This is a genomic window from Streptomyces sp. NPDC005761 (assembly GCF_040630635.1).
Lineage (GTDB): Bacteria > Actinomycetota > Actinomycetes > Streptomycetales > Streptomycetaceae > Streptomyces.
In genome coordinates, this window is the sequence record NZ_JBEXXX010000007.1 from 133,143 (window position 1) to 156,850 (window position 23,708).

Genomic DNA, 23,708 nt, shown 5'->3' on the forward strand with positions numbered 1-23,708 from the left:
ATGGGCGCTCAGCTTCGCGTTTACAAGCGCCGCATCCAAGCCGTCACCGCGACCAAGAAGATCACCAAGGCGATGGAGATGATCGCCGCCTCGCGCATCGTCAAGGCGCAGCGCAAGGTGACGGCGTCGATGCCGTACGCGACCGAGCTCACCCGTGCGGTGACCGCGGTGGCGACCGGCTCCAACACCAAGCACCCGCTCACCACCGAGGCCGAGTCCCCGGTCCGGGCCGCGGTCCTGCTCCTCACGAGCGACCGCGGTCTGGCCGGCGGCTACTCCTCCAACGCCATCAAGGCCGCGGAGAGGCTGCGGGAGCGGCTGGCGGCCGAGGGCAAGGAGGTCGACACGTACATCGTCGGCCGCAAGGGTGTCGCCTACTACGGGTTCCGTGAGCGCAAGGTCGCGGAGTCGTGGACCGGCTTCACCGACAGCCCGGAGTACGCGGACGCCAAGAAGATCGCCGCGCCCCTGATCGAGTCCATCCAGAAGGACACGGCCGAGGGCGGCGTCGACGAGCTGCACATCGTCTTCACCGAGTTCGTGTCGATGATGACGCAGAACGCGGTCGACGGCCGGATGCTGCCCCTCTCGATCGACGAGGTCGCGAAGGAGAGCGTGGAGAAGGACGAGATCCTTCCCCTGTTCGACTTCGAGCCGTCGGCGGAGGACGTCCTCGACGCCCTTCTGCCGCGCTACGTCGAGAGCCGCATCTACAACGCACTGCTGCAGGCTGCCGCTTCCGAGCACGCCGCCCGCCGCCGCGCGATGAAGTCGGCGACCGACAATGCCGGGGATCTGATCAAGAGCCTCTCCCGGCTTGCCAACGCGGCCCGCCAGGCCGAAATCACCCAGGAAATCAGCGAGATCGTCGGCGGTGCAGGTGCGCTGGCCGACGCGTCCGCGGGGAGTGACAAGTAATGACGACGACAGTTGAGACGGCCGCTGCCACGGGCCGCGTCGCCCGGGTCATCGGCCCGGTCGTCGACGTGGAGTTCCCCGTCGACGCGATGCCGGAGATCTACAACGCCCTGCACGTCGAGGTCGACGACCCGGCCGAGGCCGGCGCTCGTAAGACGCTGACCCTCGAAGTCGCCCAGCACCTGGGTGACGGCGTGGTCCGCGCGATCTCGATGCAGCCCACCGACGGTCTGGTCCGCCAGGCCCCGGTGACCGACACGGGTGCGGGCATCACCGTCCCCGTCGGTGACATCACCAAGGGCAAGGTGTTCAACACCCTCGGCCAGATCCTGAACGAGCCGGAGGCCGAGGCTCAGATCACCGAGCGCTGGCCGATCCACCGCAAGGCCCCGGCCTTCGACCAGCTCGAGTCCAAGACCGAGATGTTCGAGACCGGCCTGAAGGTCGTCGACCTGCTGACCCCGTACGTCAAGGGCGGCAAGATCGGTCTGTTCGGTGGTGCGGGCGTCGGCAAGACGGTCCTCATCCAGGAAATGATCATGCGTGTGGCGAAGCTGCACGACGGTGTGTCGGTGTTCGCCGGCGTCGGTGAGCGCACCCGTGAGGGCAACGACCTCATCGACGAGATGACGGACTCGGGCGTTCTGGAGAAGACCGCGCTGGTCTTCGGCCAGATGGACGAGCCGCCGGGCACGCGTCTTCGCGTGGCGCTGTCCGCCCTGACCATGGCGGAGTACTTCCGCGATGTGCAGAAGCAGGACGTGCTGCTCTTCATCGACAACATCTTCCGCTTCACGCAGGCCGGTTCCGAGGTCTCCACGCTGCTCGGCCGCATGCCGTCCGCGGTGGGTTACCAGCCGACCCTGGCCGACGAGATGGGTGTGCTCCAGGAGCGCATCACCTCGACGCGTGGTCACTCGATCACCTCGATGCAGGCGATCTACGTCCCCGCGGACGACCTGACCGACCCGGCCCCGGCCACCACGTTCGCCCACCTCGACGCGACGACGGTTCTTTCCCGTCCGATCTCCGAGAAGGGCATCTACCCGGCCGTGGACCCGCTGGACTCCACGTCCCGCATCCTGGACCCGCGTTACATCGCGCAGGACCACTACGACACGGCCAGCCGCGTCAAGGGGATCCTGCAGAAGTACAAGGACCTCCAGGACATCATCGCGATCCTCGGTATCGACGAGCTGGGCGAGGAGGACAAGCTCGTTGTCCACCGTGCCCGTCGCGTCGAGCGCTTCCTGTCGCAGAACACCCACGCCGCCAAGCAGTTCACCGGCCTGGACGGTTCGGACGTTCCGCTCGACGAGTCGATCGCCGCGTTCAACGCGATCTGTGACGGGGAGTACGACCACTTCCCCGAGCAGGCGTTCTTCATGTGCGGTGGCATCGAGGACCTGAAGGCCAACGCCAAGGAGCTCGGCGTCTCCTGAGCCTCCGGCTCACCGAGGGGGGTGGGTGTGTCCCGCCCCCCTCACCACGCCCCGTAGAATTGACCCAACACCCGGCACGACCGCCGGGTGGTGACCCGAGGAGCCACCCTTGGCTGCTGAGCTGCATGTCGAGCTGGTCGCCGCGGACCGCAGTGTCTGGTCCGGCGAGGCCACCCTCGTTGTCGCACGTACCACGTCCGGCGACATCGGCGTCATGCCCGGTCACCAGCCGCTCCTGGGTGTGCTGGAATCGGGCCCGGTGACGATCCGTACGAGCGACGGCGGCACTGTCGTCGCCGCGGTGCACGGTGGATTCATCTCCTTCGCCGACGACAAGCTCTCGCTGCTGGCGGAGATTGCCGAGCTGGCGGACGAGATCGATGTCGAGCGCGCTGAGCGTGCGTTCGAGCGTGCGAAGTCGGACACGGACAGCGCTGCTGAGCGCCGCGCCGATGTGCGACTGCGTGCGGTGGCGGTGCACTAGTCACCCCGCGAAACGGCTTTACCCTCAGCCGCGGCCCGAGCTGGAGACCCCTCCAGACCGTGTCGCGGCTGAGGCGATGCAGGTGCAGGTGAAGTCCGGGCGGTATCCGTTTACTCGATGACGCGAGGAGGTCGGTGGAGATGTTCCTCGCGCTGTGGGTGGGCGGGCTCGTCATCGCACTGGTCCTGATGGGGCTCTTCGTCTTCGGTCTGCGCCGGCGGCTGATTCAGCGCTCCGGCGGGACCTTCGACTGCAGCCTGCGCTGGGATGTGCCGGCGGAGCCCGATCTCTCGGGCAAGGGCTGGGTGTACGGAGTCGCCCGGTACAGCGGCGACAAGGTGAACTGGTTCCGGGTCTTCAGCTACTCCCCGCGCCCGCGCCGGGTGCTGGAGCGCTCCTCGATCGAGGTGGTCGCCCGTCGGCTGCCCGAGGGCGAGGAGGAGCTCGCACTGCTCTCCGACGCCGTCGTGCTCGGCTGTCTCCACCGGGAGACCCGCCTGGAGCTGGCGATGAGCGAGGACGCACTCACCGGATTCCTCGCCTGGCTGGAGGCGGCACCGCCCGGCCAGAGGGTGAACGTGGCCTGAGGCCACGAGTACGGCATACGAAAACCGGGGAGACAGGGGGCGGACCTGTCTCCCCGGCGTTTTTCGGGGGGCTACGCGACGAGCCGCGCGCTGGGGACTACTTGAGTCCGCTGTTCATCGCGCTCACGAGCTCACCGTTGCTGGTGTCCCCGCTGAACTCCCAGAAGAACGCGCCTCCCAGGCCCTGGTTCTTCGCCCAGGTCATCTTGGACGAGATGGTGGCCGGGGTGTCGTAGCTCCACCAGTTGGTGCCGCAGTGCGCGTACGCGGTGCCGGCGATGGTGCCGGTCGCGGGGCAGCTGTTCTTGAGGACCTTGTAGTCCTCGATGCCCGCCTCGTACGTGCCGGGGGCCGCGCCGGTCGCGGTGCCGCCGGGTGCGTCCTGGGTGACACCGGTCCAGCCGCGGCCGTAGAAGCCGATGCCGAGCAGCAGCTTCGATGCGGGAACACCCTGCGCCTTCAGCTTGGCGATGGCCTCGGTGGCGGTGAAGCCGGCCTTCGGGATGCCGCTGTACGACGTGAGCGGGGAGTGCGGGGCCGTCGGGCCCTTCGCGTCCCAGGCGCCGAAGAAGTCATACGTCATCACGTTGTACCAGTTCAGCGACTGCGCGGCGCCCGCGTAGTCGGCCAGGTCGATCTTGCCGCCCGCGGAACCGTCAGCCGTGATCGCGGCGGTCACCAGGTTGCTGCTGCCGAACTTGGTGCGCAGCGCGGAGGTGAGGGCCTTGAGCGACGCCGGGCCACTGGTGTCACAGGTCAGACCGCAGGCGTTGGGGTACTCCCAGTCGATGTCGATGCCGTCGAAGACGTCGGCCCAGCGCGGGTCCTCCACCAGGTCGTAGCAGGACTGGGCGAAAGCGGCCGGGTTCTGTGCGGCCTGGCCGAAGCCGCCGGACCAGGTCCAGCCGCCGAAGGACCACAGGACCTTGATGTGCGGGTACTTCGCCTTGAGCTTGCGCAGCTGGTTGAAGCTGCCGCGCAGGGGCTGGTCCCAGGTGTCGGCGACGCCGTCGACGGACTGGTCGGCGGTGTAGGCCTTGTCGTAGTCGGCGTAGGAGTCACCGATGGTGCACTTGCCGCCCTGGACGTTGCCGAAGGCGTAGTTGATGTGCGTGATCTTCGCGGCCGAACCGGAGGTGTCCAGGTTCTTGACGTGGTAGTTGCGGCCGTAGACGCCCCACTCGGCGAAGTAGCCGAGGTTGACCTTGGAGCCGGTGCCGGGGTCGGTGCCACCGCCGCCGGTGGTGTGCACCTTGACCGCGCCGCTGGCCGGACCGGTCTGGTCGGCGGTGTCGCGGGCCTTCACGGAGTACGAGTAGTCGGTACCCGCGGTGAGGCCGGTGTTCGTGTACGTGGTGCCGGTGACCGTGGCGATGACCGCGCCGTCCCGCAGGACGTCGTAGTTCTTGATGCCCTTGTCGTCGGTGGCGGCGCTCCAGCTGAGCTTCGCCGAGGTGTCGGTGACGGCGCTCGCGGTGGGAGTGCCCGGCGCCGAGGGGGCGTTGTCGCCGGGGACGCTGCCGCCGTCACAGGAGGCGCCGTTCAGCTTGCAGCCGGCGGGGGCGCCGGAGCCGGTGCCGTTGAAGCCGAAGCTGATGCTGGCTCCGGGGGCGACCGTACCGTTCCAGCCGAGGTTCTTGGCGGTCCAGTGGGTTCCGGAGCTGGTGACGGTGGCGTCCCAGGCGGAGCCGACCGCGGTGCCGGAGGGGAAGTCCCACTCGATGGTCCAGGAGGACAGGGAGGTGGTCCCGGTGTTCTTCACCGTCCACTGGCCCTCGAAGCCGGTGCCCCAGTCGGACTTCTTGACGTATGTGGCGGTGGCGGAGGTGGCGGCCTCGGCGGGGGAGGCGAGCCCGACCATCGCGGCGAGCGGAAGGAGCAGTGCGGTGAGGCCCGCGACTGCTCGGGATCTGGTGGCTTTTCCGGCCCCGAGTCTGAATCGGGTCCGGCGGGGGGTCTCAGTGCTCAACGGTGCTCCTCGGGTGGGGTCCGGCCGAACGGGGGTGGTTCGGTGACTGCAAACCCTGCGCCGCCCTGAGCCCGCCTTGTCATGGCGGGCTCACCGCAGTGTGCTCGGTGACATTAGGAAGGTCTGGACCAATCGTCAAGAGGTCCAGACCAAAGTTCGCAGCTGTGCGTGGATAAACCTCAGACGCCCAACTCCTGTGCCAGCACGGCCGCCTGGACCCTGCTGCGCAGCTCCAGCTTTCCCAGCAACCGGCTGACGTGCGTCTTCACCGTCGCCTCGGCCATCGACAACCGCACCGCGATCTCCGCGTTCGACATCCCCTCGCCGAGACAGCTGAGCACCTCGCGCTCGCGCCGGGTGAGTGCGTCCAGGACCGCCCGGTCGGGGCCCTGCGGCGGCTGGGCCGGCGTCGTCCCGGCGAACTCCGCGATCAGCCTGCGCGTCACCGACGGGGCGATCGACCCCTCGCCCCGCGCCACCGTACGGACCGCGTCGAGCAGGTCGCGCGCCTCGGTGTCCTTCAGCAGAAAGCCCGACGCCCCGGCCCGCAGTGCGCCGAACACGTATTCGTCCAGGTCGAACGTCGTGAGCACCAGCACGTCCGCCAGCCGCTCCGCGACCACCTGCTTCGTCGCGGACACCCCGTCCAGCCGGGGCATCTGGATGTCCATCAGCACCAGATCGGGGCGCAGTTCGCGGGTCAGCCGGACGGCCTCCTCGCCGTCACCCGCCTCGCCGACGACCTCGATGTCCGGTGCGCTGCCCAGGATGAGGACCAGCCCCGCACGAACGGCCGACTGGTCCTCGGCGACCAGAACCCGGATCGTCATTCCTTCACTCTTCCTTCCTCCACGGGCAGTTGCGCCCGTACCTGCCAGACTCCCGGCCCGTCCCCGGAGACGGGCCCCGCCTCGAACTCCCCACCGAGCAGCGCCACCCGCTCCCGCATCCCGATCAGACCGGCCCCCGACCCCGGGGCGCGCGGTCCTGGCCGGTCCCCGAGGACGCTGCCGACCTCCACGGTCAGCTGCCCTCCGGTCTGGCCGAGCCGCACCGTGACCGGGCCCGGCGCGGCATGCTTGAGCGCGTTGGTGAGGGATTCCTGGACGATGCGGTACGCGGCGAGCTCGACCGGTGCGGGCAGCCGGCCGGGATCGGTGCGGGTGTCGTCCAGGGTGCAGGTCAGTCCGCTGGAGGCGGCGTTCGTGCGGTGCTGCTCGATGAGCGCGTCCAGCGAGCCGAGGGTCGGCGAACTGCTCGGCTCCAGATCGGCGGCACCGGTGCGCAACAGCCCGATCAGACGGCGCATTTCGGCCAGACCGTCGACGCTGTTCTCGCGGATGACGCCGAGGGCGTCGCGGGAGGTCTCCGGGTCGTCGATGGAGAGCGCGGCGGTGGAGTGGATGGCGATCGCGGAGAGATGGTTGGCGACCATGTCGTGCAGTTCGCGGGCCATCCGGGCGCGTTCGGCGGTCACGGCCTGCGCGCGGTCCATCTCGGCCAGCAGGGCGGTCTGATCGGCCCGCAGCCGGGCGGTCTCCGCGGCGTCGCGGTGGTTGCGGACGCTGACCCCGGTGAGTGCGGGCACGAACGAGACCAGCCCGGTGACGATGCCGATGAGCAGTGCCTCGGCATTCCGGAACCAGGTCAGGAAGCCGACCGTGACCCCGACCGTGATCAGGAACGTCGTCACCGGGATCCGGCGCGCGGCAGCCGGGGTCCCGTACAGCACGGCCGCGTACATGAGGTCGGTGAACATCAGCACGGTCGCCAGGTTCCCGCGCGTGAACTGGTCCGCGATCAGCGCGAGCGTGCCGATGACCAGTGCCGTCTGCGGCGCGCTCCTGCGCAGCAGTTCCAGCCCCGACATCACGACGAGCGGGACGAGCGCGAGCCAGGGGGCGTCGAGGAGGCGGCCGTTCTGCATGTGCAGGCCGAGCAGCGACAGGACCGTACCGCCGAGCAGTCCGATCACCGCGATGAGGATGTCGCTGCGGTGGGGAGGGGCCGGACGGCGGACGCATGCCGGAAGTCGGGGGCGGGCCGGAGAGAACACCCTCCCATCCAACACGTCGCGTCCGCGGCGCACGTCCTTACCGGGAGCGAGCCGCCACTACATCGAAGGATGCAGTGGGCTTTCGTCATCGCGGGCGATGACCCGGGCCGGCCGCGCCGCGAGGCTGGGAGGGAGGGAAAGGAAGAGGACCGTGATCGTCCTACTGATCGTGCTCTGCGAGGTCGCGTTCTGGGTTCTGCTGGCCGCGGGGCTCGCGCTGCGCTACGTGGCCAGGAAGCCGCGGCTGGGCGCCGCGGTTCTGCTGTGCGAGCCGCTGCTGGAGGTGGTCCTGCTGGTGGTGACGGCCATCGACCTGAAGAACGGGGCCGAGCCGGGCTGGCGGCACGGGCTGGCGGCGGTGTACATCGGCTTCACGCTCGGCCTCGGGCACTCCACCATCAAGTGGATCGACGCCCGGGTCGCGCACCGTTTCGCGGGCGGCCCGCCGCCGGTCAGGCCGCCGAAGTACGGGATGGCGCGGGCCGCCCACGAGTGGCGCGTGGCCGGGCGGTGGACGGTGGCCGCGGCGGTGGCGCTCGCACTGCTGCAGGCGGCGGTCTGGTACGTGGGGGGAGACGGGGACACGGCGTCGCTGCGGTCCTGGCAGCAGACGATGCTCTTCGTGATCGGGATCAACCTCGTGATCGCCGCGAGCTACACGCTGTTCCCCAAGCGGGTTCCGGGCCCGCCCGGCTGAGGCGTGGTCCTCGGTCGCCGGGCGGGCCCGCCTCAGCGTTCGCCGCCCGGGACCCACAGGACGTCGCCGACCTCCTTGTTCGCCACCCGCGCGAGGATGAAGAGCAGGTCGGAGAGCCGGTTGAGGTAGGTCGCCGTCAGGGGATTCATGACCTCGCCGTGCACCTCGAACGCCGACCAGGTGGAACGCTCCGCGCGCCGGACCACCGTGCAGGCCTGGTGCAGCAGCGCGGCGCCCGGGGTGCCGCCCGGCAGGATGAAGCTGCGGAGCTTCTCCACCTGCTCCAGAAAGTGGTCGCAGTCCGCCTCCAGCTTGTCGACGTAGAACTGCTCGACCCTCAGCGGCGGGTACTCCGGCTCCTCGACGACAGGCGTCGACAGGTCCGCGCCCACGTCGAACAGGTCGTTCTGCACCCGGACGAGGACCTTGACGACGTCCTCGCCCAGCTGCCCGAGCGCGATCGCCGTACCGATGACCGCGTTGGCCTCGTTGGTGTCGGCGTACGCGGAGATCCTCAGATCGGTCTTGGCGGTCCGGCTCATGTCCCCGAGGGCGGTGGTGCCCTGGTCGCCGGTGCGGGTGTAGATGCGTGTCAGATTGACCATGCGGTCAGCCTAGTTAAGCTCCCGCCCTGCGGAAGACGCGTGTGCCCACTGTCACGGCGATCGTCGCGAAGCCCAGCGAGACGAGTACCCCGTAGAGCATGTGCGTGCTCGCGTACGACCCGACGTACGCGTCCCGTACCGCGTCCACGAGGTAGCGCAGCGGCGTGAAGTGCGACAGTACGTCCAGCCACCGCGGCCCCAGCGTCATCGGCAGCATCAGTCCGGAGAGCAGCATGGCCGGCATGGTGAGCGAGTTGATCACCGGTCCGAACTCCTGCGGCGTACCGACCTTCATGGCCAGCGCGTACGACAGCGAGGCCAGGGAGACCGTCAGCAGGCCGACGAAGGCGAAGCCGATCAGCACGCCGGGCAGCGGCGCGCGCAGCCCCATGAGGTAGGCGACGACCACCAGCAGCACCGCCTGGAACATGAACAGCAGCGCGTCGCGCAGGACCCGCCCCAGGAGCAGCGCCATCCGGCTGACCGGGGTGACTCGCATCCGCTCCATCACTCCTGTCGACTTGTCGATGATGATGGCGAAGCCGGTGAACGAGGCACCGAACAGCCCGAGCTGGAGCAGCAGCCCGGGCACCAGCACCTGCCAGGAGTCACCGCCCCGGCCGAGCGGCAGGCCGGTGAGCAGCGGGCCGAAGAAGAGCAGGTACAGCAGCGGCATGAGGATGCCGAAGAGGATCTGGAACTTGGAGCGCAGGGTCTGCCGGGCGTACCGCCCGAAGACGAGCGCGGTGTCGTGGAGAAGCATCGGAGTCCTCTGAGCGGTCGGGCTATACGGCGACGGGAGCGGTGTCGGCGGCGCGGGCGCGGCCGGTGATCGCGAGGAACGCGTCCTGGAGCGAGGCGGTGGGCGAACCCGCGTGGCGGGACTTCAGGGCGGCGGGCGTGCCCTCGGCCACGACCAGGCCGCCGTCGACGACGACGAGCCGGTCGGCGAGCGCGTCGGCCTCGTCGAGGTAGTGGGTGGTGAGCACGACGGTCGTTCCGTACGTGTCGCGCAGCCGGCGCACCAGCTCCCACAGATCGGTGCGGCTGCCCGGGTCCAGCCCCGTGGTCGGCTCGTCGAGGAAGAGCACGGCCGGCCGGTGGGTGAGCCCCATCGCGAGGTCGAGCCGCCGCCGCTGCCCGCCGGAGAGCGTGAGCGTCCTGCGGTCGAGCAGCTCGCCCAGGCCCAGCTCGGCGGCGAGTTCGGAGGCCCGGGCCGCGGCCGCCGCCTTGCCCAGCCGGTACAGCCGGCCCTGGGTGACCAGCTCCTCCCGGACGCTGATGTGGGGATCGACCCCGCCCGACTGGGCCACGTACCCGCACTTCTCCCGTACGCCGGCCGGGTCCTCGACCAGGTCCCGGCCCGCGACGGACGCCGCGCCGCCGGTGGGGGCGAGCAGTGTGGTGAGCATGCGCAGGGTGGTGGTCTTGCCCGCTCCGTTGGGCCCGAGAAGGGCGACGATCTCGCCGGTCGCGACCGTCATGTCGAGGGAACGGACGGCCTTCACGGGACCGCTCTTGGAGACGAAGGTCCGGGCGAGCCCGGACGTGCTGATGATTGGCATAGCGACCACAAAAACAGAGTCACTTAAAAATTGCAATGACTCCAAATATTCATGGACCCCAGAGCGTCCTACGATGAGGCCATGGCTGAGGGACTCAGGGAGCGCAAGAAGCGCCAGACCAGGCAGTACATCTCGGACGTGGCCACCGGCTTCTTCCTGGAGCGGGGATTCGACGCGGTCACGATCGCCGAGATCGCCCGGGCCGCCGACGTCTCGGTGAACACGGTCTACAACTACTTCCCCGCCAAGGAGGACCTCTTCCTCGACCGCAGCCGGGGCGTCGTCGACCGCCTCTCGCGGTATGTCCGCGGCCGGGACAGGGGGGAGTCCGCCGCCGAAGCCGTCCTGCGCGAACTGCGCATCCAGGTGGAGGGCGTGTCACCCACCGTCGGGCTGATGGAGGGCTACGAGCGGTTCATGCGGGTCATCGAGGGCGCGGACAGCCTCAAGGCCCGCCTCTGGCACATCCAGCAGGAGGCCCTGCAGCATCTGGAGGCGACCCTGCAGGAGGAGTGCGGGGCAGGGGACCGGACCGCGAGCCTGGTGGCCGGCCAGCTCTCCTGGGTGCACGCGAGCCTCATGGCGTACATCGGTGGCGAGATGGTGGCGGGCCGCGAGGCGGCCGATGTGTCCCGCGACGCCCTCGTCCTGCTCGACGACATCGAGGACCTGTTGGGTGAGAGGGTGCTCAACTACGCCCGGCGCGCCGCCGAATGACGTGTCCCGGTGTGATGTCCGTCATTTGAGACGTGACGCGCATCTCTTCACCGCCCCAGCGCCCCTCACGGGTACTAACCTCCGCCGGAGAGCACGGAACAAGAACCGCTGAGAAGACATAGGGGTGCCAACGTGGCCAGGAAGCTCGCCGTCATCGGCGCCGGACTCATGGGGTCCGGTATCGCGCAGGTCTCCGCCCAGGCGGGCTGGGACGTCGTGCTGCGCGATGTCACCGACGCGGCCCTGGCCCGTGGCCGTGACGGCATCAAGGCCTCCTACGACAAGTTCGTCTCCAAGGGCAAGCTCGCGGAATCCGACGCCGAGGCCGCGCTCGCCCGCATCACCACGACCACCGATCTCGACGCGGTCGCCGACGCGGACGTCGTCGTCGAGGCCGTCTTCGAGAAGCTGGAGGTGAAGCACGAGATCTTCCGGACCCTCGACAAGATCGTCCGGGACGACGCCGTGCTCGCCTCCAACACCTCCGCCATCCCGATCACCAAGATCGCGGCCGTGACGGAGCGCCCGGAGCGCGTGGTAGGTGTGCACTTCTTCTCGCCGGTCCCGATGATGCAGCTCTGCGAGCTCGTCCGCGGCTACAAGACCAGCGACGAAACCCTCGCCGCCGCGAGGGAGTTCGCCGAGTCGGTCGGCAAGACCTGCATCGTGGTCAACCGTGACGTGGCCGGCTTCGTCACCACCCGGCTGATCTCCGCCCTCGTCGTCGAGGCCGCCAAGCTGTACGAGTCGGGTGTCGCCTCCGCCGAGGACATCGACACCGCCTGCAAGCTCGGCTTCGGCCACGCCATGGGGCCCCTCGCGACCGCGGACCTGACCGGCGTCGACATCCTGCTGCACGCCACCGGCAACATCTACACCGAATCCCAGGACGAGAAGTTCGCCGCCCCGGAGCTGATGCGCCGGATGGTCGATGCAGGTGACATCGGCCGCAAGAGCGGGCAGGGCTTCTACACCTACTGATCGTTCTCGGTCCCCGGCTGCCTGATCTGCCGTCAATCAGGCCCGGGGTTCCTGGGGCCGCTGTCCGGAGCCAAGGGATCCGCAAGGGACCCACGGCGGCCCTCGGTCACTCCACGGAGTGAATTCGGTATCGGTTCGCTTACAGACGGCAACTTCCCTGTCGTTGCCGCAGTCAGTTGGGGCAGAGACAGTTTCAGACAGACCGGCCATGCCACGGAGCCTTCCAGGGGAGCGCATATGCACATCAGGGGCGACCACGCCGAGCTGGTCGTCGGGGGCCGCCTCGACGTCCGAAGCGCGGCGGACGCCCGTACGGTCCTGCACTCGGCGCTCGACGACGGAGTCGGCGATCTGGTGCTCGACCTGACCGAGCTGGATTCGTGGGACGCCACCGGACTCGGCGTCATCATGGGGGCGCACCGCCGGGCCGGCCGCGCCGGACGACGGCTGGTGCTCCGCGGCGTACCGCCGCAGATGCAACGCCTCCTCGTGGCCACCAGACTGCACCGCATCCTGGCCATCGAGGGTGGGATCGCCGCGGAATCCCTGCCGCGCGTCTGAGGGCGCCCGGCCCGGGAAGCCGTCCCGGCTTCCGGTGCGAAGCCACACAATCCTCACGAGACCGTGATCTGTGGGGCGGCGCGGCACCCCGGATGTTCGTAGATACTGTGCGAAGGTTTAGGGTTCGGCCGTCTGCCGATTGACGGACCCACCTGGCGGACACCGGACCGGAAGCGACAGCTGGGCGTGCGAGGCCGGGAAGGGACAACCGTGCTCGACGCGTCTTGGGGGCTTTGGCGATGGACCCGACACACCGGGGGCCGGGAGAATACGGCCACGACAGCGACGGCTTCGCCGAGGAAGCCGGCAGGCGCCGCCCTTCCCGCGATCCGCTGACGCCAGATTTCAGTCAGCAAACACCGCAACAGGCGCGCATCGTCCCGCTCATATCCGGCGACCTCCTGCTCACCGTCAACCCCGTCGACGGCAGCGAGGTCGAACCGTGCCCGCCCGGGGAACAGCCCGCCGCACCCGCCCGGCGCACCGCCGCGGAGCGGGCCGACCACGAGCGGGCCGCCGCGCCCCCCGTCCCGCCCGGGCCGCCCGTCCTGCGGCTGCCCCTGCTGCAGCGCGAGGACGAACGCGAACGCCTGATGCGCCTGCTGGCCCGCGGCCGCTCCGTACGGCTCACCGGACCGGCCGGTTCCGGCCGTACCGCGCTGCTGGACGCCGTGGCCGCCGACTGCGCGGACCTCGCACCGGACGGGGTCGTCCGGCTCAACGGTCACAAGCGCACCGTCGCCGACCTCCTCCACGGACTCTTCGAGGCCGTTCACGACGCGCCGCTGCACCGCCCGGACCGGGACCTGCTCCTCGAGAAGCTGCGCACCACCGGGGCCGTCGTCGTCCTCGACGACCTGGAGTTCGGTGGCGCCCCGCTGGACGAACTGCTCGGCGCGACACCGGAGTGCGCCTTCCTGCTGGCTGCGACGCCCGACGTCGCCGCGCCCGGCCCCGACTCCCACCTCGAAGAGGTCTTCCTCGCGGGCCTCGACCGCGGCGCCTCGATCGACCTGATGGAACGGGTGGTCGAGCGCAGGCTCACCGAGGAGGAGGCCAACTGGGCGGGCGACCTCTGGTTCGAGTCCGAGGGCCTTCCGCTGCGCTTCGTCCAGGCGGGCGCCCTGCTGCGCCGGCACGACCTGCTGGGCACCGACCCGACCGCGTACGACGAGTACGGCTACCTGGAGAACCGGCCGGCCGAGGAGCCGTTGGTGGCCGAGGAGACCGCCGCGGCCCCGCTGCCCAGCCTCGGCGAGGGCGCCGCCCCCGCCGCGCTGCTCGCCTCACGGCTGAGCGCGGCAGCGCGCGACACCCTTCGCTTCGCGGTCGCACTCGGCGGCGAGGTGCCGCACCAGGCCCATCTGCCGGCCCTCGTGGGGGACACCCACGCCGACGCGGCGCTCAGTGAGCTGGCCGGCTGCGGGCTCCTGTCCCCGGCCGGCCCCCGCTACCGCCTGGCCGCCGGCGTCCTCGCCCAGCTGGAGGCCGCCGGATACGGCGACGACGCCACGGACCGGGCCCGCACGGTGGCCCAGCACTACGCCTGGTGGGCCGGTCACCCCTCCGTCACCCCCGCACGTGTGGTGGCCGAGGCCGACGCGATCGTCGCGGCGATGGCCCAGCTGGTGCCGGGGGACGGGGCCGGGCAGACCAGCGTCGCCGTGCTGCTGGCCCGCAGCGCCTCGCCCGCCTTCGCCGCCGGGCTGCACTGGAGCGCCTGGGAGAGGTCCCTGCGGATCGGCCAGGAGGCCGGCCGGATCGCCGGCGAGGTCGCCGAAGAGGCGTACTTCCACCATGAGTTGGGTGTGCTCGCCCTGTGCACCGGCAACCTCGACCGGGCCCGGGCCGAGCTGGAGACGTCCATCAGCATGCGCGGTGCGCTCGCCGACAAGTCCGGCGCGGTGGCCGGGCGGCGGGCCCTCGCCCTGGTCGAGGACCGTTCGGGCGGATCGGCCGCGGGTCTGGTCAGGACGAGCGGCGAGATACCGTCGAACCCCCTTCTGGCGTCCCCGCCCCGCGGTCTGCCGGCCGTCATCCCCCTCTCGATGCCGCGTACGTCCCCGGCCGAGACCGTCGTCGTTGCCCGGCAGAGCGCTCCGCAGGCGGCCGAGAAGCAGGGGGGCGGCCCCTTCGCGATGCTGGGCGGGGCCCGGCGCAATCTGGTCGCGGCCGGTGCGGGGGTGCTGCTTGCCGGGGTACTCGGCACGGTGGTGACCCTCGGGCTCACCTCGAACACCGAGCCGCAGGGTGATCCAGGGGGCTCGGCCGAGCAGTCGGTGACCGACGGCGGCGGCCAGGAGGAGGAGCTGCCGGCCGAGGAGTCCACGGACGGCACGACCCCGTCCGCCAAGTCGTCCGGTTCCGCTTCGTCGTCGTCCTCGTCGGCGACGCCGGGGCCGTCGGGGAGCGGGTCCGCGCCGGCGGGCGGGGGCGGGGCGACTTCCCCGGGGGGCACGGCTTCGGCGACGACCCCGTCGTCGCCGGGCGAATCGTCGTCCGTCGAGCCGTCGCCCACGCGTACGAAGCCGAAGCCGACGGCGAGCAGTGCCTCGCCGGCCGAGTCGGAGACCAGCGAGCCGCCGACGGAGACGCCGCCCACGGACCCGACACCGACGGACACCGAGACGACGGAGCCGGAGCCGGGCGTGCCTGATTCGTCCGACTCGGCGAGTGGGCCCACGGGGGCGAGCGCGAGCCCGTCGGTGACCTGAGCCGGGGCGTCCCCTGGACGCGCCGTGTCAGCGAGCTCCGGACGGGTCCGATGTCCGCGCGTGCCCGTCCGGCGAGATACCCGGTCTCCGCGCGGAGGGCCCGTCCTCGAACGCCGGACGGGCTCGGGTACCGAGAAGGTCAGAAGAGCCTGAGCTTGTCGTCCTCGATGCCGCGCATCGCGTTGTAGTCGAGGACCACACAGCCGATGCCGCGGTCGGTCGCCAGGACGCGGGCCTGGGGCTTGATCTCCTGCGCCGCGAAGATGCCCTTCACCGGTGCCAGGTGGGGGTCGCGGTTGAGGAGCTCCAGGTAGCGGGTCAGCTGCTCCACGCCGTCGATGTCGCCGCGCCGCTTCAGCTCGACCGCCACGGTCTGTCCGTCGGCGTCACGGCACAGGATGTCGACGGGGCCGATGGCGGTGAAGTACTCGCGGCGGATGAGGGTGTAGCCCTCGCCGAGCGTCTCGATGCGGTCGGCGAGCAGTTCCTGGAGGTGCGCTTCCACGCCGTCCTTGATCAGGCCGGGGTCCACACCCAGCTCGTGGGACGAGTCGTGGAGGATTTCCTCCATCGTGATGATCAGTTTTTCGCCCGCCTTGTTCACCACGGTCCAGACGCCCGCGGTGTCGTCGGCGCCCTCCTTCAGAGTGCAGGGCGGCGACATCCAGTTGAGCGGTTTGTACGCCCTGTCGTCGGCGTGAATCGACACGCTCCCGTCCGCCTTCACCAGGATCAGACGGGGAGCGGAGGGCAGGTGGGCCGTGAGCCGGCCGGCGTAGTCCACGGAGCAGCGGGCGATGACGAGACGCATGGTCGGCAACGCTACTCGACGACAGGTGCTCGACGCGATTCACCCACCCGTCACTCCATACCCGCCCCGGAGTGACGCTTTCTGGCTTGCCCCTCTTTGAACCCCTTCGTTATTGGCCGGTTGTGTTCCCAATCTCCTGGTGCGGCCCGGACTGCGCCCTTACCGTGGATGCAGGAGGTCGCCGTGCGTGCACGCTGCGTCGCCGTCCTACTTCCCTGCCCGTAAGGCCCCGGCTCTCCGTCGGGGTCGCGAGAGGAGAACCCATGTCGCTCGACGTCTCACCGGCGCTGTTGGAACAGGCCGAGCGAGGCGAGGTCGACGAAGCCGACTTCGTCGACTGCGTCCGGACCTCCCTGCCCTACGCATGGGAGATGATCAGCTCGTTGGTGGCTCAGCTGAAGGTCGACGGCGGGCAGTTCGCCGACAACCAGACGCCGCCGCCCGACGAGCAGGCACGTGGTCAGCTGCTGCGTGCGCTCGCGAGTGATGCGATACGCGGTGCGCTGCAGCGGCACTTCGGAGTGCGCCTGGCATTCCAGAACTGCCACCGCGTCGCGGTGTTCCCGCTGGACGCCTCGGTCGACGACCGGCTCGCCCGATTCACCTCGGTGAGGGGCCAGTTGCTCAACCAGTCGCCCGAACTACGGGACTGCTGAACGCTTCTGCTGCCGCCCCTGGCCGCGGGAGGTGCAACTGGTCCGGGGCGGCAGCTCCCGTACGTACGCCGTGAAACCCATGTGTGTGGGTCATTCGAGGAGTGGCAGCACCTCGGTGCCCAGCCGCGCTACGTTCTCCTCCGTGGCCACGAGATCTCCGGAACCCTCCACCAGGAGCGCGAAGCGGGTGATGCCCGTGCGCTCCGCCGTGGCCGCGAGGCGGTCGGCCGCGAGCCGGGGCGGGCCCACCGGATGAAGCCCGCACAGCAGCTCCGTGTAGCCGACCGGGTCGCGCATCACCCGGTGCCGGCCGTCCACCGTCACATGGGCCTCCAGTCCCTGTCGCAGCCAGCCCGGCATCGCCTTCACGAGCGTCTCCCGGGCGTCATCGGTGCGGTCCGCGATCTGGGCAACCCCCGCGGACACGTGCCCCGCCTGCCGCACGCTCTCCGGAGAACGTCCCGCGGCGAGCGCGCAGGAGCGCCAGAGGGCGACCATCTCGGCCTTCTCCTCATCACCGCAGTGCATTCCGAGCAGCATCGGCAAGCCGTTCTCGGCGGCGAGTTTCACGCTCTTCGGCGACGTGCACGCGACGATCACCTCGGGGCCCCCGGGGCTCTCCCCGCTCTCCTCGTCAAGCAGCTCGTCGGCCCGGGGGACAACCGCCACCTCGCGGAAGCCGTAGCGCTCCCCGCGGCCCGCCACCCGCGCTTCGCGGAGCCAGTCGAGCAGCAGCCCCAGGGACTCCGGGAAGCCGTTCTCGTACGCCTCCAGGCCGCCGCCGAACACCTCCAGGTCGATCCAGGGCCCGCCCCGGCCCACGCCGAGTGTGAACCGGCCGCCGCTGGTGAGGTGCAGCAGCGCCGCCTGCTCGCCGAGCGCGACCGGATGCTGGGTCGGCAGCACGCTCACCGCCGTGCCGACGCGGATTCTGCGCGTGCGGCCGAGCAGCAGCGCGGCCAGGGTCACGGCGGACGGGCAGACCCCGTACGGCACGAAATGATGTTCGGCCAGCCAGACCGAGTCGAGGCCGGACTCCTCCGCGACCTCGGCGGACCGGATCGCGCGATGCAGCGCCTCTCCCGGCCCCTGCCCCGGAAACTGGGCTGCCAGTACGAACGTTCCCACACGCATCGCCAGATACCTCCTTGCGGCCGACGCGGCTCTCCCCTACTGGCAACAACGTCTGACACGTGCCAAAGGCACGGTCCGACGGGAAGTTGTTGCGATTTTCCGGTAACCCGTCCCGTCCCGGGCGGTGCGGGACGTATGCCCCCGCCGAATGGCCCTACGCTTGACGGGAACCGTCCGGCCCGCCCTGTGAGGTGTCACGTGTCCCCGCGCCGCAACCGCCCCCGAGGCGGCGAGAGTCCCACCGGCAGCGCGAGCGCGGCGGGGGACCGGTACGGGGGCGGAGGGCGCTCGGAGGAGTGGCAGGGCGAGGAGTGGTCGGTCCGCCCGGTGAGCGGCGCGAGCGCGGCGGGCAAGCGCTACCGGTGCCCCGGCTGCGACCAGGAGATCCCGTCGGGCCACCCGCATCTGGTGGCCTGGTCCGAGTACGGCGGGATCGACGACCGCAGGCACTGGCACAAGGCGTGCTGGAACGCGAAGGACCGCCGCACCACGCGGGTGCAGCGGTCCAGGAACGCGCCTCGGTACTGAGACCGGAACACATACTGCGGCGGGAACGAGCCGCGGTGCCGGCGTCCGGCCGGCGGCGTCAGACGTCGCGGTTGTTCATCGCCAGGTAGGCGCCGCCCAGGGCCACGGCGGTCACGCAGAGCATGAGCCACAGCGGGTCCCAGCCGGACAGCCCGTCGGACCCCGAGACCGAGTTGTCGTAGAAGACGCTGAGCTGGTTGGGGATCGAGTACTTCAGGAGCCACTGACGGATGGACGTCAGGGAATCGGCGAGCATGAAGATGGCCAGCACGAGCGGCAGCAGCACCACGCCGATCATGATGGTGATCGCCCCGGCCGAGTGCCGGATCAGCGCGCCGACCGCCAGCGAGAGCAGCCCCAGCGTCGCCATGTAGAGACCGACTCCGACGGTGCCGCTCAGCCACTCCTTCCCGGTGGGCGCCTGGGCGTCCAACATGGATGTCTGGACCAGGGCGACGATCGTGGTCATCACGGTCGTCAGCGTGAAGGTGAGCAGGAAGAACACGACGGACTTGGCGGTGAGCACCCTGGCCCGGCTGGGGCAGGCCGTCAGTGTCGTACGGATCATGCCGGTGCCGTACTCCGAGGCGATGGTCATCACGCCGAGCGTGATCACACAGATCGAGCCCAGCAGCACGCCGAAGAAGCCGAGGCTGAGCACCGGGGTGGTGCCCATGTCGGAGTCGGAGTCGGAGAAGCTGACCGCGATCGCAGAGAGCACACCGATGCCGAGCAGCAGCACGATCATGACGCCGAGCGTCCACATCGTGGAGCGCACGGAACGGATCTTGGTCCATTCCGAGGCGATCGCGTCGCTGAGGGTGGCAGGGCGCACCGGGATGGGGGAGGTGTAGTAGCCGGCCTGCACACCCTGCCCGTGCTGGGGGGCGAAGGGCTGCTGGTACGCCTGCTGCTGGTACGGCGCCTGCGGCGGCGGCGTGGACGGCGTTGTCATCGGGAGTCCTCGCTGATGTCGCTCTTGGTCAGATCTGCGGAGGGTCCCGCGGGCGCTGCCGGTGCGGGAGCGGGAGGAGCTGCGACGGTGGCGGGGGTGGCCGGGGCCGCGGGGGCCTGGGGGCCCGCGTACGGGTTCTGTCCGGGCGGCGGCGGGGCGTACCAGCCCTGCTGCGGCACCTCGGGGGCGCTCGGCTGCGGCGGGGCGTACGCCTGCTGCGGTCCGTATCCGGCGGGCGGCGCCTGCAGATGGGCCACGTGGTCGGCCGTCGAGCGGTAGTCCACGGCGCCCTGTGTCATCCGCATGTACGCCTCCTCCAGCGAGGCCTGGTGCGGCGAGAGCTCCCACAGCCGGACGTCCGCCTCATGGGCCAGATCGCTGATCCGCGGCAGCCGGAGCCCGGTGATCCGCAGGGCGCCGTCAGGCTCCGACATGACCTGGCCGCCTGCCTCGGTGAGCGTGGCGGTGAGCTTCTCGCGCTGCTCGGGCCCGTCGTCCGGGACCCGCACCCTGGCGAAATCGGCGGAGTTGGCCGAGATGAAGTCCGTGATGCTCATGTCGGCCATGAGCTGACCGCGGCCGATCACGATCAGATGGTCGGCGGTGAGTGCCATCTCGCTCATCAGATGGCTGGAAACGAAGACCGTGCGGCCCTCGGACGCCAGCATCTTCATCAGGTTCCGGACCCAGAGGATGCCCTCCGGGTCGAGCCCGTTGACCGGTTCGTCGAAGAGCAGCACCTGCGGGTCGCCCAGCAGCGCGGCCGCGATGCCCAGGCGCTGCCCCATGCCCAGGGAGAAGCCCTTGGACCGCTTCGTCGCCACCTGCTGCAGCCCGACGACGCCGAGCACCTCGTCGACCCGGGCAGCCGGGATGCCGGCGAGCTGGGCGAGCGAGAGCAGGTGATTACGGGCGCTGCGCCCGCCGTGTACGGCCTTGGCGTCGAGCAGGGCGCCCACCTGGCGCGGTGCGTTCGGCAGATCGCGGAACTCATGGCCGCCGATGGTCGCCCGGCCCTCCGTCGGCTGGTCCAGGCCGAGGATCATCCGCATCGTGGTCGACTTCCCCGACCCGTTGGGGCCGAGGAACCCGGTGACGGCACCGGGCCGCACCTGGAAGGAAAGGTTGTACACGGCTGTCTTCGCGCCATAGCGCTTGGTCAGGCCGACTGCCTCGATCATGCTCCAGCCCATCGACTTATCTGTCGTCGGGGCACAGGCACGTCGGCCGTACGCCCCCCGTATGAGTGAGGAGGATATCCAGGCGCTGACGGTTCCGGCCAAGTCGATACCGGGGCGAGTCGCTTCAGGTTCGAGTCGCCTGTGGCGCCGTGGACCGGGATCCACGGCACCCGGTCAGGCGTCGCGCTTCTTGAGTACGAGGAAACCGCCGATCACCGCGGCCGCCACCCAGGCCACCATGATCAGCAGCCCGGCCCACGGCCCGTACGGGGCCGGATCGCTGTCCATCGCGTCCGGGACCACCTGCATGATCTTGGAACCGGCCTGGTCGGGGAAGTACCGGGCGACGCTCTTGGCCCCCGGGACGGCCGACAGGATCTGCGAGACCAGGAAGAAGAACGGCATCAGGATGCCGAGCGACAGCATGGAGCTGCGCAGCATCGCCGCCACTCCCATGGAGAAGAGCGCGATCAGCCCCATGTAGAGACCGGCGCCGAAGACCGCCCGCAGCACGTTGTCCTCGCCGATGCCGATGCTGTGGTCACCGAGCAGGGCCTGGCCGAGGAAGAACGACACGAAGCTGGTGACCAGCCCGACCACCAGGGCCAGCACGCCGGCGACCAGCATCTTGGAGAACAGGAAGGTGGCGCGTTGCGGTACCGCCGCCAGCGAGGTGCGGATCATGCCGGAGCTGTACTCCGTACCGACCACCAGCACACCGAAGACGACCATGGCCAGCTGGCCGAGGATCATTCCGGAGAAGCTGATGTAGGTGGGGTCGAAGGTGGCCCGCTCCGCATCGGAGAGGTCGTCGAACTGGGAGTTCATCACCGCGCAGAGCGCCGCGCTCATCGCGACGGTGACGGCGAACGCACAGATCAGCGTCCAGGTCGTCGAGGAGACCGTACGGATCTTGGTCCATTCGGAGGTCAGGACCGCGGGTACCGATGCCATCGCCGTCACACCCCCGTTCCGGTGCCGGAACCGCCGGGAGCCCCCGGGCTGCCGCCGGGCGGCCCGTCCCACCGGTCGCCCCAGTGCGGCCCCACCGGCGGCGGTGCGGCCCCCCGCTCCGAGTGCGCGTGGTACTCCACCGAGTCCGCCGTCATCTGCATGAACGCCTCCTCCAGAGAGGCCCGCTGGGAGCTCAGCTCGTGCAGCACGATCGTGTGCCGGGCAGCGAGCTCACCCAGGGCCTCGGTGGTGGCACCGTCGACCTCCAGCGTGCCGTTGCCCGACTCGACCGCCACGAGGCCCTCCGCGTGCAGGACGTCCCTCAGCCGCTCCTGCTGCGGGGAGCGCAGCCGCACATAACTGCGGGAGTTCTGGTGGATGAAGTCGGCCATCGAAGTGTCGGCGAGCAGCCGGCCCTGTCCGATGACGATCAAATGGTCCGCGGTCAGCGCCATTTCGCTCATCAGGTGAGAAGAAACGAAGATCGTCCGCCCTTCCGCGGCAAGTGCCTTCATCAGATTGCGGATCCAGTGAATTCCCTCGGGGTCCAGACCATTGACGGGTTCGTCGAACATCAGAATCTCGGGATCACCGAGCAGAGCCGACGCGATTCCCAGCCGCTGCCCCATACCGAGGGAGAACCCCTTGGACTTCTTCTTGGCCACCGCGGTCAGGCCGACGGTGTCGAGAACCTCCGCCACCCGGCTCTCCGGGATCCGATTGCTCTGGGCGAGGCAGAGGAGGTTGTTGTACGCGCTGCGGCCGCCGTGCATCGACTTGGCGTCCAGGAGCGCACCGATGTACTTCAGGGGCTCGGACAGCTCGCGGTAGTGCTTCCCGTCGATGCGCACCGATCCGCTGGTCGGGTTGTCGAGATCGAGCATCATCCGCATGGTGGTGGACTTGCCCGCCCCGTTGGGTCCCAGAAAACCCGTCACCATCCCCGGTCTGATCCGGCACGACAACTGGTCGACGGCAACCTTGTTGCCGAAGCGCTTGGTGAGGCCATCAAGCTCGATCATGCGTTCACGCTAGAACGGCCGCGCGCCCGGCGCCACCACAAGGGCGGAACCGGGCGCACGGGGGTTGGACCGTTCGAGTGATTCAGCGGGTCTGCTGCGCCGGGACGCCGCGGGAGGCGGGCTCCTCGTCGGCGGGGGAGCCGGCGGCGGCCACCGCGGCACCCGTCAGCGTCGCCAGCATCTCGCGGACGTTGGTCAGCTGCGCGTTGATCGAGTCGCGGCGGTTGGTGAGCGCCGCCAGCTCGCGCTCCGATTCGCTGCGGATCCGGTCGGCCTTCGCGTTGGCGTCGGCCACGATGTCCTCGGCCTGGCGCTGAGCGGTCTCCACCGTCTGACGGGCGCGGCGTTCGGCGTCGGTGCGGAGCTTCTCGGCCTCCAGGCGGAGCTGCTCGGCGCGGTGCTCGATCTCGGCCAGACGCTTCTCGGCCTTGGCCTGACGGGACGCGAGGTCGCGCTCCGACTGGTCGCGGCGCTTGGCCAGGTTGGTCTCGAAGTCCGCGGCGGCCTGGGCGGCCTTGGCGCGGGTCTCCTCGAAGAGGGCGTCGGCCTCCTCGCGCTTCTGGGCCGCGTCCTTCTGTGCGTCCGAGCGCAGGGTGGTGGCCTCACCCTGGGCCTTCTCGACGATGCGGACACCGTCGTCCTCGGCCTTGGCCTTGCGTTCGGCGGCGAAGGTCTCGGCGTCGTTGCGCACCTGCTGGGCGGCGGACTCGGCGAGCTCGCGGTGCTGCTCGGCGGCGCGACGGGCCTCCTCACGCAGGTCCTTGGCCTCCTCCTCGGCAAGGCGGAGAATCTTCTCCACACGCGCGCCGAGACCGGCGTACGACGGCTCGGCGTCGCTCACCTGTGCCTGGGCGTTCTGCGTTTCGAGGTGGAGCTCCTCGATGCGCTTTTCCAGAGATGTGATGCGGGAGAGAGCACTATCACGGTCGGCGACGATCTTGGTAATGCGGTCATCCACCTGACCGCGGTCGTAACCACGCCGCACGAGCTCGAAGCCGAAGGGGGAGGAAGGGTCACTCATGGGGTTCCTGTCGAAGTGAGACCGGTGAGGTGATAGAGGGAATCCTAGGCGCCAGAACGGCGTGTCATCGAGCAGATGCCCGTTTGATCTGGAGAATGACACCCCTTTTGAGTGGCTGACCCCCGTAACCCTTGCCACCCGAGGGGTCGA

The 23,708-nt window shown here is 69.9% G+C and carries 24 protein-coding genes; 11 read left to right on the plus strand and 13 right to left on the minus strand.

The genetic code is table 11. From position 1 onward, the window contains the following. From ABZ434_RS09605 to ABZ434_RS09620, 4 genes are all read left to right on the plus strand, one after another. Positions 1-918 (plus strand): F0F1 ATP synthase subunit gamma, encoded by a 918-nt coding sequence (locus ABZ434_RS09605; RefSeq protein ID WP_359133480.1) that lies wholly within the window; start codon positions 1-3, stop codon positions 916-918. Further along, a complete protein-coding gene (gene atpD / locus ABZ434_RS09610) occupies positions 918-2,360 on the plus strand; it encodes a F0F1 ATP synthase subunit beta (RefSeq protein ID WP_136328753.1) in 1,443 nt (480 codons plus the stop codon). The genes ABZ434_RS09605 and atpD overlap by 1 nt, the downstream gene beginning before the upstream one ends. Positions 2,361-2,469: 109 nt before the next feature. Beyond that, positions 2,470-2,844 carry a F0F1 ATP synthase subunit epsilon gene (locus tag ABZ434_RS09615; RefSeq protein WP_359133483.1) on the plus strand — a complete coding sequence of 125 codons (375 nt, stop codon included), beginning with the start codon at positions 2,470-2,472 and terminating at the stop codon, positions 2,842-2,844. A gap of 140 nt (positions 2,845-2,984) precedes the next feature. Then, positions 2,985-3,431 (plus strand): DUF2550 domain-containing protein, encoded by a 447-nt coding sequence (locus ABZ434_RS09620; protein WP_359133710.1) that lies wholly within the window; start codon positions 2,985-2,987, stop codon positions 3,429-3,431. 97 nt (positions 3,432-3,528) lie between these two features. On the opposite strand, the gene ABZ434_RS09625 is transcribed toward ABZ434_RS09620, so the two are convergent. The 3 genes from ABZ434_RS09625 to ABZ434_RS09635 all read right to left on the minus strand — a co-directional run bounded on the left by ABZ434_RS09625 (position 3,529) and on the right by ABZ434_RS09635 (position 7,387). Continuing rightward, positions 3,529-5,400 (minus strand): glycoside hydrolase family 18 chitinase, encoded by a 1,872-nt coding sequence (locus ABZ434_RS09625; RefSeq protein WP_359133485.1) that lies wholly within the window; start codon positions 5,398-5,400, stop codon positions 3,529-3,531. 179 nt (positions 5,401-5,579) lie between these two features. Continuing rightward, positions 5,580-6,230 (minus strand): response regulator transcription factor, encoded by a 651-nt coding sequence (locus ABZ434_RS09630; protein ID WP_359133488.1) that lies wholly within the window; start codon positions 6,228-6,230, stop codon positions 5,580-5,582. Then, positions 6,227-7,387 (minus strand): histidine kinase, encoded by a 1,161-nt coding sequence (locus ABZ434_RS09635; protein WP_359133713.1) that lies wholly within the window; start codon positions 7,385-7,387, stop codon positions 6,227-6,229. Before ABZ434_RS09635 ends, ABZ434_RS09630 begins: the two co-directional genes overlap by 4 nt. 220 nt (positions 7,388-7,607) lie before the next feature. On the opposite strand from ABZ434_RS09635, the gene ABZ434_RS09640 reads away from it, so the two are divergent. Then, entirely contained in the window at positions 7,608-8,153 is a 546-nt protein-coding gene (locus tag ABZ434_RS09640) for a hypothetical protein (protein ID WP_359133491.1), read from the plus strand. A gap of 32 nt (positions 8,154-8,185) precedes the next feature. On the opposite strand, the gene ABZ434_RS09645 is transcribed toward ABZ434_RS09640, so the two are convergent. Genes ABZ434_RS09645 through ABZ434_RS09655 form a run of 3 tightly spaced genes read right to left on the minus strand, consistent with a single transcriptional unit; the run spans position 8,186 to position 10,323 of the window. After that, the gene (locus tag ABZ434_RS09645; RefSeq protein WP_359133494.1) at positions 8,186-8,758 is read right to left on the minus strand and encodes a cob(I)yrinic acid a,c-diamide adenosyltransferase; all 573 of its coding nucleotides are present in this window, start codon (positions 8,756-8,758) and stop codon (positions 8,186-8,188) included. Positions 8,759-8,771: 13 nt separating this feature from the next. Next, positions 8,772-9,521, minus strand: a complete 750-nt coding sequence (locus ABZ434_RS09650) for an ABC transporter permease (protein ID WP_359133497.1) — start codon at positions 9,519-9,521, stop codon at positions 8,772-8,774. A 22-nt stretch (positions 9,522-9,543) separates the two neighbouring features. After that, complete coding sequence (locus tag ABZ434_RS09655) at positions 9,544-10,323, minus strand: ATP-binding cassette domain-containing protein (RefSeq protein ID WP_359133500.1); 780 nt, start codon at positions 10,321-10,323, stop codon at positions 9,544-9,546. Positions 10,324-10,404: 81 nt separating this feature from the next. Here ABZ434_RS09655 and ABZ434_RS09660 point away from each other — a divergent pair, with 81 nt between their 5' ends. The 4 genes from ABZ434_RS09660 (at position 10,405) to ABZ434_RS09675 (ending at position 15,296) form a co-directional block, all read left to right on the plus strand. Beyond that, positions 10,405-11,040, plus strand: a complete 636-nt coding sequence (locus ABZ434_RS09660; RefSeq protein WP_359133503.1) for a TetR/AcrR family transcriptional regulator — start codon at positions 10,405-10,407, stop codon at positions 11,038-11,040. Positions 11,041-11,172: 132 nt separating this feature from the next. Next, positions 11,173-12,021: a 3-hydroxyacyl-CoA dehydrogenase family protein gene (locus ABZ434_RS09665; protein ID WP_359133506.1), complete on the plus strand. Its 849-nt coding sequence runs from the start codon at positions 11,173-11,175 to the stop codon at positions 12,019-12,021. 237 nt (positions 12,022-12,258) lie between these two features. After that, the gene (locus ABZ434_RS09670; protein WP_018102617.1) at positions 12,259-12,582 is read left to right on the plus strand and encodes an STAS domain-containing protein; all 324 of its coding nucleotides are present in this window, start codon (positions 12,259-12,261) and stop codon (positions 12,580-12,582) included. A 239-nt stretch (positions 12,583-12,821) separates the two neighbouring features. Further along, entirely contained in the window at positions 12,822-15,296 is a 2,475-nt protein-coding gene (locus ABZ434_RS09675) for an ATP-binding protein (protein ID WP_359133509.1), read from the plus strand. Between the two features lie 139 nt (positions 15,297-15,435). On the opposite strand, the gene nucS is transcribed toward ABZ434_RS09675, so the two are convergent. Beyond that, positions 15,436-16,107, minus strand: coding sequence for an endonuclease NucS (nucS, locus tag ABZ434_RS09680; protein ID WP_219574249.1), 672 nt, complete (start codon positions 16,105-16,107; stop codon positions 15,436-15,438). A 263-nt stretch (positions 16,108-16,370) separates the two neighbouring features. Here nucS and ABZ434_RS09685 point away from each other — a divergent pair, with 263 nt between their 5' ends. Then, on the plus strand, positions 16,371-16,763 hold the full coding sequence (locus tag ABZ434_RS09685; RefSeq protein ID WP_359133512.1) for an SCO5389 family protein: 393 nt from the start codon (positions 16,371-16,373) through the stop codon (positions 16,761-16,763). Between the two features lie 90 nt (positions 16,764-16,853). Here ABZ434_RS09685 and ABZ434_RS09690 read toward each other — a convergent pair whose 3' ends face one another. Continuing rightward, the gene (locus tag ABZ434_RS09690; protein WP_359133515.1) at positions 16,854-17,897 is read right to left on the minus strand and encodes an LLM class flavin-dependent oxidoreductase; all 1,044 of its coding nucleotides are present in this window, start codon (positions 17,895-17,897) and stop codon (positions 16,854-16,856) included. 198 nt (positions 17,898-18,095) lie between these two features. On the opposite strand from ABZ434_RS09690, the gene ABZ434_RS09695 reads away from it, so the two are divergent. Beyond that, positions 18,096-18,425: an ATP/GTP-binding protein gene (locus ABZ434_RS09695; RefSeq protein ID WP_359133517.1), complete on the plus strand. Its 330-nt coding sequence runs from the start codon at positions 18,096-18,098 to the stop codon at positions 18,423-18,425. A gap of 58 nt (positions 18,426-18,483) precedes the next feature. Here the strand turns inward: ABZ434_RS09695 and ABZ434_RS09700 are convergent, their stop codons facing one another. The 5 genes from ABZ434_RS09700 to ABZ434_RS09720 form a co-directional block, all read right to left on the minus strand. After that, positions 18,484-19,380 (minus strand): ABC transporter permease subunit, encoded by an 897-nt coding sequence (locus ABZ434_RS09700; RefSeq protein WP_359133519.1) that lies wholly within the window; start codon positions 19,378-19,380, stop codon positions 18,484-18,486. Continuing rightward, the gene (locus ABZ434_RS09705; RefSeq protein WP_359133520.1) at positions 19,377-20,561 is read right to left on the minus strand and encodes an ABC transporter ATP-binding protein; all 1,185 of its coding nucleotides are present in this window, start codon (positions 20,559-20,561) and stop codon (positions 19,377-19,379) included. The genes ABZ434_RS09700 and ABZ434_RS09705 overlap by 4 nt, the downstream gene beginning before the upstream one ends. Before the next feature lie 174 nt (positions 20,562-20,735). Then, positions 20,736-21,515, minus strand: coding sequence for an ABC transporter permease subunit (locus ABZ434_RS09710; protein WP_359133522.1), 780 nt, complete (start codon positions 21,513-21,515; stop codon positions 20,736-20,738). A 5-nt stretch (positions 21,516-21,520) separates the two neighbouring features. After that, positions 21,521-22,537 carry an ATP-binding cassette domain-containing protein gene (locus tag ABZ434_RS09715; protein WP_359133524.1) on the minus strand — a complete coding sequence of 339 codons (1,017 nt, stop codon included), beginning with the start codon at positions 22,535-22,537 and terminating at the stop codon, positions 21,521-21,523. 82 nt (positions 22,538-22,619) lie between these two features. Then, positions 22,620-23,558 (minus strand): cellulose-binding protein, encoded by a 939-nt coding sequence (locus ABZ434_RS09720; protein WP_359133526.1) that lies wholly within the window; start codon positions 23,556-23,558, stop codon positions 22,620-22,622. Between the last annotated feature and the right edge of the window lie 150 nt (positions 23,559-23,708).

What these genes read in the sequence shown, in the direction of transcription:
- atpD (WP_136328753.1), top strand. Translation starts at nt 918, where the DNA reads ATGACGACGACAGTTGAGACGGCCGCTGCCACGGGCCGCGTCGCCCGG.
- ABZ434_RS09700 (WP_359133519.1), bottom strand. Translation starts at nt 19,380, where the DNA reads ATGACAACGCCGTCCACGCCGCCGCCGCAGGCGCCGTACCAGCAGCAG.
- ABZ434_RS09715 (WP_359133524.1), bottom strand. Translation starts at nt 22,537, where the DNA reads ATGATCGAGCTTGATGGCCTCACCAAGCGCTTCGGCAACAAGGTTGCC.
- ABZ434_RS09690 (WP_359133515.1), bottom strand. Translation starts at nt 17,897, where the DNA reads ATGCGTGTGGGAACGTTCGTACTGGCAGCCCAGTTTCCGGGGCAGGGG.
- ABZ434_RS09670 (WP_018102617.1), top strand. Translation starts at nt 12,259, where the DNA reads ATGCACATCAGGGGCGACCACGCCGAGCTGGTCGTCGGGGGCCGCCTC.
- ABZ434_RS09685 (WP_359133512.1), top strand. Translation starts at nt 16,371, where the DNA reads ATGTCGCTCGACGTCTCACCGGCGCTGTTGGAACAGGCCGAGCGAGGC.
- ABZ434_RS09645 (WP_359133494.1), bottom strand. Translation starts at nt 8,758, where the DNA reads ATGGTCAATCTGACACGCATCTACACCCGCACCGGCGACCAGGGCACC.
- ABZ434_RS09660 (WP_359133503.1), top strand. Translation starts at nt 10,405, where the DNA reads ATGGCTGAGGGACTCAGGGAGCGCAAGAAGCGCCAGACCAGGCAGTAC.
- ABZ434_RS09710 (WP_359133522.1), bottom strand. Translation starts at nt 21,515, where the DNA reads ATGGCATCGGTACCCGCGGTCCTGACCTCCGAATGGACCAAGATCCGT.
- ABZ434_RS09620 (WP_359133710.1), top strand. Translation starts at nt 2,985, where the DNA reads ATGTTCCTCGCGCTGTGGGTGGGCGGGCTCGTCATCGCACTGGTCCTG.
- ABZ434_RS09655 (WP_359133500.1), bottom strand. Translation starts at nt 10,323, where the DNA reads ATGCCAATCATCAGCACGTCCGGGCTCGCCCGGACCTTCGTCTCCAAG.
- ABZ434_RS09705 (WP_359133520.1), bottom strand. Translation starts at nt 20,561, where the DNA reads ATGATCGAGGCAGTCGGCCTGACCAAGCGCTATGGCGCGAAGACAGCC.
- ABZ434_RS09605 (WP_359133480.1), top strand. Translation starts at nt 1, where the DNA reads ATGGGCGCTCAGCTTCGCGTTTACAAGCGCCGCATCCAAGCCGTCACC.
- ABZ434_RS09720 (WP_359133526.1), bottom strand. Translation starts at nt 23,558, where the DNA reads ATGAGTGACCCTTCCTCCCCCTTCGGCTTCGAGCTCGTGCGGCGTGGT.
- nucS (WP_219574249.1), bottom strand. Translation starts at nt 16,107, where the DNA reads ATGCGTCTCGTCATCGCCCGCTGCTCCGTGGACTACGCCGGCCGGCTC.
- ABZ434_RS09675 (WP_359133509.1), top strand. Translation starts at nt 12,822, where the DNA reads ATGGACCCGACACACCGGGGGCCGGGAGAATACGGCCACGACAGCGAC.
- ABZ434_RS09650 (WP_359133497.1), bottom strand. Translation starts at nt 9,521, where the DNA reads ATGCTTCTCCACGACACCGCGCTCGTCTTCGGGCGGTACGCCCGGCAG.
- ABZ434_RS09630 (WP_359133488.1), bottom strand. Translation starts at nt 6,230, where the DNA reads ATGACGATCCGGGTTCTGGTCGCCGAGGACCAGTCGGCCGTTCGTGCG.